The organism is Paenibacillus phyllosphaerae (assembly GCF_014192105.1).
GTDB classification, from domain to species: domain Bacteria; phylum Bacillota; class Bacilli; order Paenibacillales; family Paenibacillaceae; genus Paenibacillus_Z; species Paenibacillus_Z phyllosphaerae.
Genome location: NZ_JACHXK010000006.1, coordinates 32,543 through 45,499 on the forward strand (window position 1 = coordinate 32,543; position 12,957 = coordinate 45,499).

A 12,957-nucleotide genomic window follows, 5' to 3' on the forward strand; every position below is an offset into this window, starting at 1 on the left:
TATCGACGAGTAGACCAGACGGGGGTGCAGCAGACAACATGAATCGCTCGAACATTCAGCTTCCCTTGCAGACCGGCAGTCTCACGCTCGGCTTTATGGTGTGGGTGATCCTATCCTCGCTTATTGCGTTCATTAAAGAAAGCATTGCGCTTAGCCCTTCCCAGCTGACCTGGGTGACGGCCACCCCTGTATTATTCGGGTCCATCATGCGGGTGCCCGTCGGGTACTGGACCAATCGCTTCGGGGCGAGAAAACTGTTCACGCTCAGCTTCATCGTGCTACTATTACCGGTGTATTGGCTCAGCCGAGCGGATTCGTTCGGCGATCTGATTATAGGCGGGCTATTCCTGGGGATGGGCGGCGCCGTATTCTCGGTAGGCGTGACGTCGCTGCCTAAGTATTATCCGAAAAGCCGCCACGGCTTCGTGAACGGGATCTATGGCATGGGGAACCTCGGCACCGCGATCTCGACCTTCGGCGCGCCGGTTCTTGCCAATCAGATCGGTTGGTCGAAGACCATATTGGCCTACGGCGCGCTGCTGATTGTGATGGCGGTCGTCATGTTCCTGCTCGGCGATCGGGAGGAGACGCCTGTTCGCGCTTCCTTAATGGATCAGATCAGGGGAGTAGCCGGCAACTCGAAGCTATGGCTGCTCTGTCTCTTTTATTTTCTAACCTTCGGATCGTTCGTTGCGTTCACCGTCTATTTGCCGAATTTCCTGGTGAGCAGCTTCGGACTGACGAAGGTGGACGCGGGCTTGCGCACCGCGGGCTTTATCGCCCTGGCTACGTTCATGCGGCCGCTCGGCGGCTATCTGGGCGACAAGTTCAATCCGTTCAAGATTCTCATGCTCGTGTTCGTCGGGCTGACCGCGGCAGGCGTGTTGCTATCGTTCGCGCCTTCCATGTTATGGTACACGATTAGCTGCCTGACGATCGCGCTGTGTGCGGGACTAGGGAACGGGACGATCTTCAAGCTGGTGCCGATGTACTTTGCGAAGCAAGCGGGGATCGCGAACGGGATCATCTCCGCGATGGGCGGATTGGGCGGCTTCTTCCCGCCGTTGATGCTGGCGTTCTTGTTCAAGCTGACGGGTCACTACGCGATCGGGTTCATGGCCATGTCGGAAGTCGCGCTTGCCTGCCTGATTCTGATCGTCTGGATGTTCTTCCAGGAGAAACTGGGGCTGTCGGCCCGAATCATCGAGAATGCGGTGGAAGGCATTATGATTACGGATACGACGGGCCATATCCGCTCCGTGAACGCAGCCTTTACGCAGATCACCGGCTACGAAGAGCATGAGGTCGTGGGCAAGACGCCGAGCATTCTGAAATCAGGCATTCAAGGCGAGGACTTCTACCGCGAATTGTGGGATTCGTTAAGACAGGACGGCTCCTGGCAGGGCGAGATCTGGAACCGCAGGAAGGGCGGCGACGTCTACCAAGAATGGCTCACCATCAGCTCGGTGAAGAACGATGCGGGCGATGTGATGCTGTACTCGGGCATGTTCAGCGACTTGACCAGGAAGGCGGGCAAGATCAAGGCAGAACCGATCAAGGAATAACTCGGGTAGGAAGGCAGCTCCAGGGGCTGCCTTTTTCTTGTATGCGATATTTTGCCTAGCTCGTAACAAAAAAGGTTAGTGCCCGCAATCGGATGCGGCACTAACCTTTTTATTATGAAGCGAATCGATTGCCCATGGCGTCTTAATGCGCCGCGGCTTTCGGCTGTTCCGCCGGTTCCTTCACGGTCACGAAAGTCGTCACTTCGGCGCGTTTGCTCTGATAGAACAGCCAGTTGAGCACGATCGCCACGACGTAGAAGCCGATGAACACGTAGAAGGCGGTTACGTAAGATCCGGTCGTATTGACGGACCAGCCGAACAGCTTCGGAATGAAGAAGGAGCCATATGCCGCGAATGCCGCCGTGAAGCCGAGCACCGGCGCCGCTTCCTTCACAGGGAAGATGTACGGAATCATCTGGAACGTGGAGCCGGAGCCCGTGCCTGCGGCCAGGAACAGGACCAGGAACGAGATCAGGAAGCCGGCGAAGCTGCCTTGCTGGATGAAATAGATGACGGCGAGCGAGCCAAGGCCCATGGCGAACAGCGTAATGGCGGTAACTTTGGCGCCGCCGAATTTATCCGAGATGTAACCGCCGAACGAACGGGCGGCCGCAGCGATGAAAGCGCCCAGGAAGGCGAGCGAGACATGCTCCGGGAACTGGGATTTCAGCAGCAGCGGGAACGCCGCGGAGAACCCGATGAAGGAACCGAAGGTAGCCACGTACAGATAAGTCATGATCCAGGTATGCTTGCGTTTGACGATCGAGAATTGACCGGAGAACGTTTGCTTGGCGCCCGGCAGATTGTCCATGCCGAAGAAGGCGATTACGGTCATAAGCGCGATCGGAATGACCCAGATGAAGGCGGCGTTCTGCAGCCAGAGCTGCTGCCCGTCCTTCAGCAGCTGCCCGTCGCCCGACAGCGCGGCGAAGGTGCCGGTCGTGATGATCAGCGGCGTGACGAATTGGACGACCGATACGCCCATATTGCCGAGTCCGCCGTTAAGGCCGAGCGCCGTGCCTTTCTCTTTCTTCGGGAAGAAGAGCGAGATGTTGGACAGCGACGAGGAGAAGCTCCCGCCGCCTAGGCCGCAGAGCGCGGCGAGCAGCAGCATGACGGAGTAAGACGTATCGGGATTCTGAACCGCGATCCCGATTCCGATCGCCGGGATGAGCAAGAGCCCAGTCGAGATGACCGTCCAGTTGCGACCGCCGACAATGCCGACCGCGAACGTGTAGACGAACCGGAGCGTTGCCCCGACCAAGCCGGGAATAGCGGCCAGCGTGAAGAGTTGACTCTCCGTGAACTGGAAGCCGATATCGTTCAGCCGGACGGCGACGACGGACCAAATTTGCCAGACGATGAATGCGAGCATGAGCGATGGGACGGATATCCATAGATTGCGCGTTGCATGACGTTTTCCTTCTTGACTCCAGAATTCCGCGTTCTCGGGATCCCATTTGTTGATTCTTGCCATAATCGTGCCTCCTGTCGGATGTGAGCCTAGTTCATCTTGATTCGGGCTCCACCGTTGCTTGATGGCCTCAGTATAGCAATGGAAGATGGCGCGGCACTGTAAAATAAATCACAGAGGATTGTTAATCTTTCACAAAGAACAGGGTGTGATCTACATTACAGTCGCTAGGGCAGACAGCTGCTATGCTTGAGCCATTAATTGTTAAGTGAAAAATTTCACGAAGTAACGGGGGAGATTCATCATGCTTCATTTATCGCTTACCGCTATCATTCTGCGATTCGTCCTCGGCGGAGCGGCCGTCGCCGCAGCCTCGCTCATATCCAAGCGTGCCGGCGGAGCGATCGGCGGCATATTCGCCGCGTTCCCGGCTGTTTTCTTGGCCGCATTGCTTACGATCCGGTTCGATCATGCCGGCGACCAACTGATTGCCCGTTCGATTGATCTGTCCGAGGGCGCGCTGATCGGCATGGGGATCAATGTGGCATGCGCAATCGCCGTTGGCTGGCTGTGCACGAGCAAAGGATGGAAGAAAGGGTTGTCCTTATCCGTGCTGGGTTGGCTGATCACGTCGGTCTTTATCTCATATTTGATATTCAGCGTGTAACCAAGGGGGAATTACGATGAAACCGCAAGAATTGCTGCTCCGCTTCTTCCTGGGCGGGTTAGCCGTCGTCCTTAGCTACGTTGCTTCGGCATTGCTGCCATGGAAAGCGCTCGGCGGCATATTCGCCGCCTTCCCCGCAGTTATGATCGTGGCTGTACTCATGATGGGGATCAGCCAAGGCTCGGACAAGGCCGCCGCGATCGCCAGAGGTTCCGTCTATGGCATGACGGGATGCGCGGTCTGCGTCGTGACGGTGCTGTACGCTTTGCAGTTGACAGGTCTCTGGTCGCTTAGTCTGTTGCTTGGGCTGGCGGTCTGGTTCATCAGCGCGATGGCGATCTACAAAATCCGCGCGAGGTTCCAGACGAGGGTTCACCGGTAGTTTAGCGTCAGCATTCGAACGGCGCATGGAGAATGGCGCGCCTCGCTAGTGATATTTGTCACAACGGGGCGCTTGGCCATTGTGATCTACTACATACAGAAACGATGGAAGCGGAGGCAATGAATATGAATCAAGCGTTTGCTTCAAGATGGGCGAGGAACGTATTCGCCACGGTATGTTTGCTTGCGGTTCTCATGTACATAGGTTCGCGTTTCTTTACGCATTTGGATTTGGCGCTGTATGGGTACATGGTCGGCACCGTGGTCTTCATCGGCGGTTTTTATTATCGGTTTATGGCATGGGCTGAGCGGCCGCCAACCCGATTCCTGCTGCGCAAGGGGATACGGTTGCTGCTGCGCAGATCGACGCCCGTTGTCGCGGCGGATCATCTGGTCGTTCACCGATTCATCTGGAATCGCGGCTGGTACCGATGGATGCAGCATATTCTGCTGGGCTGGGGCTGCATCTTGTCCGCATTCGTTACGTTCCCGCTTGTGTTCGGGTGGATGTATTTCACCATGTCGGACAACGGCACATACACGGTCGTCGGTTTCGGCATCGATCTGATGCGGGTGTCAGCGGACGGCTGGATCGCCTTCCTGTTCTACAATGCGCTCAACATTACGGCATTCATGGTGATCGGCGGCGTATGCATGGCGCTGTACAGACGGATTCGCAACAAGCAGGCGTTAGCCGAACAGAGCTTTGCTTATGATTTCCTGCCTCTGTACCTGTTATTGTTCATCTCGGTAACTGGGCTGCTGCTGACCTTCAGCAACTTGTTCCTGCACGGCTTCGGGCATCCGGTCATGTCGATCATTCATCAATGGTCCGTCATTTTGACGCTGAACTATTTGCCGTTCGGCAAGCTGGCGCATATTCCGATGCGTCCGCTCAGCGTGCTGGCAAGGAATTACCGCGACCATTACGGCCAGACGGCACCGAAAGCGTGCAAGGTGTGCGGGATGGCATTCGTGTCAACCGAACAGTCGCAAGACGTCGTAGCCGTGCTCAAGCTAAGCAACATGGAATTCAAGACGGAAGAAGGCGACCACTTGGCAGAGCTATGCTTGCCTTGCCGCAGGAAATACCGGATGTCCCGGTTCACGGGCATCCCTACCCATAACATCCGCGTGAAGGAGGCGAACCAGGATGCCAAAGGATAATGCCGCCGTGAAAGCACCGATTGCGAACAAATACCACCATGGCGAGAAGCTCGTCCCGAGAGCAAGGTCGGCATGGTCGCAGAGCTCAAGATAGGAGAGGCGCTGGAATTCGCCTATCCGGGCGAGCATGAGACGGCCTTGCTGGTGCGCCTGTCCGAAGGCGAATATAAGGCGTACCAGAATGCCTGCACGCACTTGAAATGTCCGGTGTTCTGGGACAAGGCGGAAGGGGAATTGCTCTGTCCATGCCACCACGGCGTCTTCGACGTGCGAACCGGCAAGCCGACGGCCGGCCCGCCGAGACGGCCTTTGCCGGAGATCGAGATCGAAGTATCGCAGGGAGTCATCTATGCGACCGGGTGAAGCATTATGAAACGTAGTTACCGGGGCGTCATTCATTTAAGTCTCGTGCTGCTGCTCGGCATCGTGTTCACGCGGCAGTTCGTGAATGCCTTTTTCTATGAGCGGTATGCGCGGACGATCGTGTTCGCGAGCTTGAACCTGTTATTGGTCCCTGCAACGTGAGCGGGCCGAGCGAAATAAAGTTAGGCCGGCGAGAGTGATATTGATCACAGGCAAGCCGGATCGGTTTCATTATAATGAACCCATACCAAGCAGATTGGGAAGTGATTCTAATGACCGGAACAGACAACAAGCGGCGCAAGCTGGTTCTGATCGGCAATGGCATGGCAGGCGTTAACGTCCTTGAGCAAGTGCTGAAGCTGACGAATACATTCGAGATTACCGTATATGGCGAAGAGCCTTATCCCAACTATAACCGGATTCAACTGTCTTATGTCCTGGAAGGCAGCAAGACGATCGACGATATTATATTGAACAGCCGCGAATGGTACGAGGAGAACGGTATCGCGCTTCATACGGGAACGAAGATCGAGCGGATCGACACGGCGGCCAAAAAGATCTATACCGAAGGCGGCGACGCCGCGGACTACGACGTGCTGATCATCGCGACCGGCTCCAAGCCGTTCGTGCTCCCGATACCGGGCGCCGACAAAAAAGGCGTCATCGGCTTCCGGGATATCGCGGATTGCGAGGCGATGATCGATGCTGCAGGCCGAGTGAAGCAGGCGGCGGTTATCGGCGGCGGCCTGCTCGGGCTCGAAGCGGCCAAAGGGCTCGTGCAGCTCGGCATGGAGACGACGGTCATCCACCTGATGGATACGCTCATGGAGCGCCAATTGGACGATACGGCCGCAGGGATGCTGAAGGCGGAGCTTGAGCGGCAGGGCATTAAGTTCCGGATGGGGACGAAGACAGTTGAAGTGCTGGGGGGCACGGAAGTGAGCGGTCTTCGATTCGCCGACGGCGAAGAGCTGGATGCTCAGCTGGTCGTCATGTCCGCCGGCATCATTCCGAATACGGCGCTTGCGAAGGCGAGCGGCATCGAGACCGGACGCGGCATCAAGGTCAACGATTACATGCTGACGAGCGCGCCGGATGTATATGCGGTCGGCGAATGCTGCGAGCATCGCGGCGTATGTTACGGTCTGGTCGCTCCGCTGTTCGAGCAGGGGGCAGTTCTCGCCAAAACGATCGCAGGGGTCAACACGGCTCCCTACGAAGGTTCGTCTGTATCCACGAAGCTGAAAATTTCGGGCATTGACGTGTTCTCTGCCGGCGAATATCAGAATGCGCCGGATCATCAGGTGCTGCGCATTCACGACGATTGGCGCGGCATCTACAAGAAAGTGCTGCTGCGCGAGAAGAAAATCGTCGGCGCCGTCATGTACGGCGACGTGAATGACGCGCCGCTGTTGACCCGCTTGGTTCGGGAAGGCGGCATGATGACCGACGAGCTCTACGGGGAACTGTTCGGCGGCGGCACGGGTTGCTGCGGCGGCGGTGGCGGCAGCAAGCCGTCCGCCGTTCAGGGCATGGCCGACGAGGAGATCGTATGCGGATGCAACGGCGTCACCAAAGGCGATATCGTGCGCGTCATCCGCGAAGACGGTCTGTCCACCGTCGACGAGATTAAATTCAAGACGGGGGCGACGCGGTCTTGCGGCGGATGCAAACCGCTCGTGGAGCAGCTGCTGCAATTCGTGCTGGGCAGTGAATATCAGGACAAGAAAGAGACTAAGCAAGGGATTTGCGGCTGCACGACTTGCTCGCGGGAAGAGATTGTAGCCGCGATCCAGGAGAAGCATCTCACGAGCGTCAAGGAAGTGATGATGGTGCTGGGCTGGCAGCAGCCGGATGGCTGCTCGAAGTGCCGGCCGGCGCTGAACTATTACCTCGGCATGGCGTGGCCGTCCGAGTATGAGGATGACCGGAATTCCCGCTTCGTCAATGAGCGGCTGCATGCCAATATCCAGAAGGACGGGACATATAGCGTTATCCCTCGGATGTACGGGGGCGTGACTACTTCGGAGCAACTCCGCCAGATTGCCGACGCCGCCGATAAGTACGGCGCCAAGATGGTGAAGGTGACCGGCGGTCAGCGGATCGACTTGCTCGGCATCGAGAAGCAGCACTTGCCCGCGATCTGGGCGGAACTCGGCATGCCGTCGGGTTACGGTTACGCCAAGGCGCTCCGCACCGTCAAGACGTGCGTAGGCAACCGCTTCTGCCGCTTCGGCACGCAGGATTCGATCGGCATGGGCGTCTTGCTCGAACAGAAATTCGAGCGGCTCTGGATGCCGGCCAAGTTCAAGATGGCCGTCAACGGCTGCCCGCGCAACTGCGCCGAATCGGGCACGAAGGATCTCGGTATTGTCGGCAATGACGGTGGCTGGGAAGTGTACGTAGGCGGCAACGGCGGCATCAAGATGAAAGAAGCCGAACTGCTGTGCAAGGTGAAGGGCGACGAAGAACTGGTAGATATTTGCGGAGCTTTCATTCAGTATTACCGGGAAACGGGCAACTATGCGGAGCGGACGTCGGATTGGCTCGAACGGATCGGCCTTGAGCAGGTGCGCAAGTTCGTTATCGAAGATATGGATAACCGGAAGGCGCTTATCGATCGCGTGGAGACCGCGCTTGCACAGCTGCAAGATCCTTGGCGGGAAATTATCGAGAGCGGCAAGCTGCGGAATGATTACTTCCAGCGAATCGAAGTGACGCAAGACTAGTACGGCATAAGGAGGCTATCGCTATGAGCATTCAGGTAAAAAGCGTTTATCATCAGGTCGGCCCGTTAACTTCCTTCCCCCCCGGCGTGGGGAAGGAAGTGCGGATCGGCACGCATGAACTGGCCGTTTTCCGCATGGCGGACGGCGGCGTATACGCGCTGGAGAATCGTACGCCGCACCGCAAGGGCGGACCGCTCGCCGAAGCGATCGTGAGCGGGCATTACATCTATTGTCCGCTGAGGGACTTGAAGATCGACGTCAGGGACGGACGCGTGCAGGAGCCGGATACCGGGCAGGCGCAGGTGTACGCGGTCAAGATCAAGGACGGATGCGTGCACATCGAAGTGCCCGCATAAATCAGATCGCGCGAAGGGGATGCCGCGCTGGAGGATGCATCCTCTATTGCTCAGGAATGAAAAGCGCTGCGCTTTCAAAGACGGCGTCAGCCGTTCCACCTTGAACGACGCTGCTTATGACGAATGGAAGCAATAGGAGGGAAGTGGATGACAACCAAGGCGAACCTTCAATTATCGCTAGGCAGGCTAAGGGATGACCACAGCAAGCTTCGCGAAGCGGCTGCCCGGGCATTCCGGTTAGCTGACGCGGTGAAGAACTGCCCGGAGGCGATAGACTGGACGCGAATCCGGCAAGTCGAGCAATGCGCGGCGGAGCTAGGGACTGAACTCGTGCGGCATGGGAAGTGGGAAGACGAAGAGCTATTCCCGCTCTTGACGGAGCTGTTCCCGATTGAGCGCCATCCCGATTTGCCTACGTCGCTATGGATGTTGGAGAAGGCGCATCAGACCGCCGATCAATGTTATCGCGCTTATGTTCACGATATGCAAGCTTATTGCGAGCTGCGGGACGAACAATTACTGCGGCTAGGAATGACGGAATTGATCCATGTCTGCCGATTGGTCCGCAGACAGCTGGAAGAAGAGACGGAACTGTTGATCCCCATGTGCGAACTGCGGACTAGTATGTGATTTAATTCACGTCGTCGCTAAGCATTCCGCACGCGGCGGCATCTTGATCGGGAACGGGAGAGTGAAGCAGATGAAGGGAGTTAGAGGGATGAAAGGGCTGAAGCGGCGGCGGGAAGAAGGCATGCCTGCGGCCACGAACAAGGCCGTGATACTGGAACCCGAAAATTCGGCCAGATCGAGCGCGTTCATGGAGCTGGCGATGCGTCTTGCGCGCGAGCACGAGCAGCTGAAGCACCAATGCGACGCGCTGCGCGAGCTGAGCAGCCGCACCGCCGCCAGCACGAGTCTAGCCGGCGCGATTCCGATGTTGACCGAACTGCGCGGACATACGTCGACGCTGCTCAGACAGCTGGAGCGCCATTCGAGGTGGGAGGACAAGGAGCTATTCCCTTACTTCTCGCGCTATTACAAGCTGAAGATGGAGCCGACGATTATGCCGTCGCTATGGGTGCTCGAGAAGGATCATGAACTGGCGCTCCAATTCTTCGCGTCATTCCTTCAGGCGAGCAATTCGCTGATGGGCCTCATGGTCGTGGAGGAACTAGGCGCCTCGTTATCGGAAGTGAAGCACAGCTGCGATGATCTGACGCAGGGCTGCTTGATCTTGACGAGCCATTTTCAGATGGAGGAAGAGCTTATCTATCCGATGGCGGAAGAGATTTTGACGGATATGGACTATTTGTTCTCGTAAAGGAGAGATGAACTTTGATTACTTGCGATTATTGCGGAAGAACGACCGGAGAGGGGGCGCCAGGATCGAGCTGGATTTGCTTGGACTGCCGCATCGAACCGAAGCAGCCGCCTGAAGCAGACCAGGACCATGCATGAACAGGAATGATGCCATATGCCTGTAAGCCCGCTTGTGCTTATGCACTTGGCGGGCCTTGTTCATGTGATCAGATCACCGCGAAAGGTGTTTGCGAAATTAGGTTCTGCGTTGTGAGTAATGTCATAGTTTGGCAGACATGGAAGCCGTAAGATTAAGCCATCAGGGAGGAGCATATACCAAACCGCTCTCCAAGGAGGAGTAGACCATGGCTGTAAAAGAAAGCAAACTCGACGCTAGGCATTCCGCACAAGAGGAAGTGAACCGGCTGGTAGCCCGCGCCAAGCAGGCCCAGGAAGCTTATCTGCGCATGGATCAGGAACACATCGACCGCATCGTTCAGGCAATGGCGCTGGCCGGGCTGGATCAACACATGGCGTTAGCCAAGATGGCCGTGGAGGAGACGGGCCGCGGCGTATACGAAGACAAGATCACGAAAAATATTTTCGCCACGGAATACATCTATCACAGCATCAAGCATGACAAGACGGCAGGGGTTATCGAAGAGAACGCCTTCGAGAACTACAAGCTGGTCGCCGAGCCGGTCGGGATCATCGCGGGTGTAACGCCGGTGACGAATCCGACGTCCACGACGATGTTCAAGACGCTCATCGCTACGAAAACGCGTAATCCGATCATCTTCGCGTTCCATCCGTCCGCGCAGAAATGCAGCGCGGCAGCTGCCAGTACGCTGCGTGATGCGGCCATCGCGATCGGAGCGCCGGAGCATTGCGTGCAATGGGTCGAGACGCCATCCTTGGAGGCGACCGGGCTGCTCATGAACCATCCGGATGTGGCGCTCGTGCTCGCAACGGGCGGATCCGCCATGGTGAAGGCCGCGTACAGCACGGGCAAGCCGGCGCTAGGCGTAGGGCCGGGCAACGTGCCTTGTTTCATCGAGCAATCCGCCGACCTCAGGCAGGCCGTAACGGACCTCATCCTGTCGAAGACGTTCGATAACGGCATGATCTGCGCCTCCGAGCAAGCGGTCATTATCGAAGAGCCGATCTACGATCAAGTCCGCAAGCTGATGAAGGACAACGGCTGTTATTTCCTGAACAAAGCCGAGGCCGAAGCGGTATCCAAGCTGGTCATTAACAGCGACAAATGCGCCGTCAACGCGGTCATCGTCGGCCAGTCCGCCGTGAAGATCGCCGAGATGGCCGGCCTTCAAGTCCCTAGCGAGACGAAGATACTCGTTGCCGAACTTGCGGGCGTAGGCGCCGCGTTCCCGCTGTCGGCCGAGAAGCTTAGCCCGGTGCTCGCTTGTTATAAGATCAAGAACGCGCAGCAAGGCATCGACCGGGCAGCCGAAGTCGTCGCATTCGGCGGACTTGGCCACTCCTCGGTCATTCATTCGAACGACGACGCGGTTGTTCAAGCGTTCGCCAGCCGGCTGAAGACCGGACGGGTTATCGTCAATTCGCCTTCCACGCACGGGGCGATCGGCGATCTGTACAACACGAACCTGCCTTCGCTAACGCTCGGCTGCGGTTCCTATGGGCATAACTCGACCACGTCGAACGTCTCCGCGGTCAACCTGCTCAACGTGAAGCGCGTCGCTTACCGCACGGTGAATATGCAATGGTTCAAGATTCCGCCTAAAGTCTACTTCGAGAAAGGCGCGACGCAATATCTCGAGAAAATGCCGGATATCTCCCGCGTCCTGGTCGTGACGGACGCGATGATGGTGAAGCTCGGTTACGTCGAGAAGCTCGAATACTACTTGCGCAAACGGACGAACCCGGTAGCGATCGAAGTGTTCTCCGATGTCGAGCCCGATCCGTCGGTCGAGACGGTCGAACGGGGCACGGCGCTGATGGACAGCTTCAAGCCCGACTGCATTATCGCGCTCGGCGGGGGCTCGCCGATGGATGCCGCCAAGGCGATGTGGCTGTTCTACGAATATCCGGACACGAGCTTCCACTCGCTCAAGCAGAAGTTCCTGGATATCCGCAAGCGCGTCTATAAGTATCCGCGTCTGGGCGATAAGGCCAAGTTTGTTGCCATCCCGACCACATCCGGCACGGGTTCGGAGGTCACTTCCTTCGCGGTCATCACGGATAAGAAGGAAGGGCAGACCAAATATCCGCTGGCCGATTACGAGCTGACGCCGGACGTGGCGATTATCGATCCGGAGTTCGTCTACAGCTTGCCGAAGACCGCCGTAGCCGACACGGGCATGGACGTGCTGACGCATGCGATCGAAGCCTATGTGTCGGTCATGGCCAGCGATTATACGGACGGCCTGGCGCTGCATGCGATCCGGCTCGTGTTCGCGAACTTGGAGAAGTCCTATCATGAGGCGGATCCGGTGGCGCGGGAGAAAATGCACAACGCTTCGACGATCGCGGGCATGGCGTTCGCCAATGCGTTCCTGGGCATCAACCACAGCTTGGCGCACAAGTGGGGCGGCCAGTACCATACCGCCCATGGCCGCACGAATGCGATCCTGATGCCGCATGTCATCCGTTATAATGCGCAGAAACCGACGAAATTCGCTTCTTTCCCGAAATATAGCCATTTCGTGGCCGATCAGCGCTACGCCGAGATCGCCCGCATGCTGGGTCTGCCGTCCCGCACGACGGAAGAAGGCGTGAACAGCTTGATCGAGGCGGTACGCAAGCTGAACGTATCGCTGGGCATTCCGGAGACGTTCTTGGATCTCGGATTTGATCCGGCCGATTTCGAGGCCAAGGTCGACCGTCTGGCCGACCGTGCCTTCGAGGATCAATGCACGACCGCGAATCCGCGGATGCCGCTCGTAACGGAGCTGGCCGACGTGTACCGCAATGCCTTCTACGGCAAATTCTGATCCGAATCCGTATCGCGTCGCTGCCGATTCACTATCGGCAGCTT

11 protein-coding genes and 1 pseudogene are annotated in these 12,957 nt (G+C 57.4%); 11 read left to right on the forward strand and 1 reads right to left on the reverse strand.

The genetic code is table 11. The features are described from left to right. Nucleotides 1-38 precede the first annotated feature (38 nt). The gene (locus tag FHS18_RS14780) at nucleotides 39-1,565 is read left to right on the forward strand and encodes a nitrate/nitrite transporter (protein WP_183600857.1); all 1,527 of its coding nucleotides are present in this window, start codon (nucleotides 39-41) and stop codon (nucleotides 1,563-1,565) included. Nucleotides 1,566-1,707: 142 nt separating this feature from the next. On the opposite strand, the gene FHS18_RS14785 is transcribed toward FHS18_RS14780, so the two are convergent. Next, nucleotides 1,708-3,042, reverse strand: coding sequence for an MFS transporter (locus tag FHS18_RS14785; protein ID WP_183600858.1), 1,335 nt, complete (start codon nucleotides 3,040-3,042; stop codon nucleotides 1,708-1,710). A gap of 241 nt (nucleotides 3,043-3,283) precedes the next feature. Between FHS18_RS14785 and FHS18_RS14790 the strand changes: the two genes are divergently transcribed. The 10 genes and pseudogenes from FHS18_RS14790 (at nucleotide 3,284) to adhE (ending at nucleotide 12,913) form a co-directional block, all read left to right on the forward strand. Next, on the forward strand, nucleotides 3,284-3,646 hold the full coding sequence (locus tag FHS18_RS14790) for a DUF3147 family protein (RefSeq protein WP_183600859.1): 363 nt from the start codon (nucleotides 3,284-3,286) through the stop codon (nucleotides 3,644-3,646). A 16-nt stretch (nucleotides 3,647-3,662) separates the two neighbouring features. Further along, entirely contained in the window at nucleotides 3,663-4,028 is a 366-nt protein-coding gene (locus FHS18_RS14795; protein ID WP_183600860.1) for a DUF3147 family protein, read from the forward strand. A gap of 125 nt (nucleotides 4,029-4,153) precedes the next feature. Further along, complete coding sequence (locus FHS18_RS14800) at nucleotides 4,154-5,194, forward strand: hypothetical protein (RefSeq protein WP_183600861.1); 1,041 nt, start codon at nucleotides 4,154-4,156, stop codon at nucleotides 5,192-5,194. A gap of 81 nt (nucleotides 5,195-5,275) precedes the next feature. After that, nucleotides 5,276-5,568, forward strand: a pseudogene (locus tag FHS18_RS14805) (QcrA and Rieske domain-containing protein); the annotation flags it as partial. Beyond that, nucleotides 5,564-5,719 (forward strand): hypothetical protein, encoded by a 156-nt coding sequence (locus FHS18_RS14810; protein ID WP_183600863.1) that lies wholly within the window; start codon nucleotides 5,564-5,566, stop codon nucleotides 5,717-5,719. The pseudogene FHS18_RS14805 and the gene FHS18_RS14810, both read left to right, overlap by 5 nt. A 110-nt stretch (nucleotides 5,720-5,829) precedes the next feature. Continuing rightward, on the forward strand, nucleotides 5,830-8,286 hold the full coding sequence (nirB, locus tag FHS18_RS14815) for a nitrite reductase large subunit NirB (protein WP_183600864.1): 2,457 nt from the start codon (nucleotides 5,830-5,832) through the stop codon (nucleotides 8,284-8,286). A gap of 23 nt (nucleotides 8,287-8,309) precedes the next feature. Next, nucleotides 8,310-8,642, forward strand: a complete 333-nt coding sequence (gene nirD, locus FHS18_RS14820; protein WP_183600865.1) for a nitrite reductase small subunit NirD — start codon at nucleotides 8,310-8,312, stop codon at nucleotides 8,640-8,642. A gap of 147 nt (nucleotides 8,643-8,789) precedes the next feature. Continuing rightward, the gene (locus tag FHS18_RS14825) at nucleotides 8,790-9,272 is read left to right on the forward strand and encodes a hemerythrin domain-containing protein (RefSeq protein ID WP_183600866.1); all 483 of its coding nucleotides are present in this window, start codon (nucleotides 8,790-8,792) and stop codon (nucleotides 9,270-9,272) included. 70 nt (nucleotides 9,273-9,342) lie between these two features. Then, the gene (locus tag FHS18_RS14830; RefSeq protein ID WP_246427661.1) at nucleotides 9,343-9,963 is read left to right on the forward strand and encodes a hemerythrin domain-containing protein; all 621 of its coding nucleotides are present in this window, start codon (nucleotides 9,343-9,345) and stop codon (nucleotides 9,961-9,963) included. Between the two features lie 343 nt (nucleotides 9,964-10,306). Beyond that, nucleotides 10,307-12,913, forward strand: a complete 2,607-nt coding sequence (gene adhE, locus FHS18_RS14835; RefSeq protein WP_183600867.1) for a bifunctional acetaldehyde-CoA/alcohol dehydrogenase — start codon at nucleotides 10,307-10,309, stop codon at nucleotides 12,911-12,913. Nucleotides 12,914-12,957: the final 44 nt, after the last annotated feature.

Coding starts and splice junctions, on each gene's coding strand:
- FHS18_RS14780 (WP_183600857.1), top strand. CDS start 39: ATGAATCGCTCGAACATTCAGCTTCCCTTGCAGACCGGCAGTCTCACG.
- FHS18_RS14785 (WP_183600858.1), bottom strand. CDS start 3,042: ATGGCAAGAATCAACAAATGGGATCCCGAGAACGCGGAATTCTGGAGT.
- FHS18_RS14790 (WP_183600859.1), top strand. CDS start 3,284: ATGCTTCATTTATCGCTTACCGCTATCATTCTGCGATTCGTCCTCGGC.
- FHS18_RS14795 (WP_183600860.1), top strand. CDS start 3,663: ATGAAACCGCAAGAATTGCTGCTCCGCTTCTTCCTGGGCGGGTTAGCC.
- FHS18_RS14800 (WP_183600861.1), top strand. CDS start 4,154: ATGAATCAAGCGTTTGCTTCAAGATGGGCGAGGAACGTATTCGCCACG.
- FHS18_RS14810 (WP_183600863.1), top strand. CDS start 5,564: ATGAAACGTAGTTACCGGGGCGTCATTCATTTAAGTCTCGTGCTGCTG.
- nirB (WP_183600864.1), top strand. CDS start 5,830: ATGACCGGAACAGACAACAAGCGGCGCAAGCTGGTTCTGATCGGCAAT.
- nirD (WP_183600865.1), top strand. CDS start 8,310: ATGAGCATTCAGGTAAAAAGCGTTTATCATCAGGTCGGCCCGTTAACT.
- FHS18_RS14825 (WP_183600866.1), top strand. CDS start 8,790: ATGACAACCAAGGCGAACCTTCAATTATCGCTAGGCAGGCTAAGGGAT.
- FHS18_RS14830 (WP_246427661.1), top strand. CDS start 9,343: ATGAAGGGAGTTAGAGGGATGAAAGGGCTGAAGCGGCGGCGGGAAGAA.
- adhE (WP_183600867.1), top strand. CDS start 10,307: ATGGCTGTAAAAGAAAGCAAACTCGACGCTAGGCATTCCGCACAAGAG.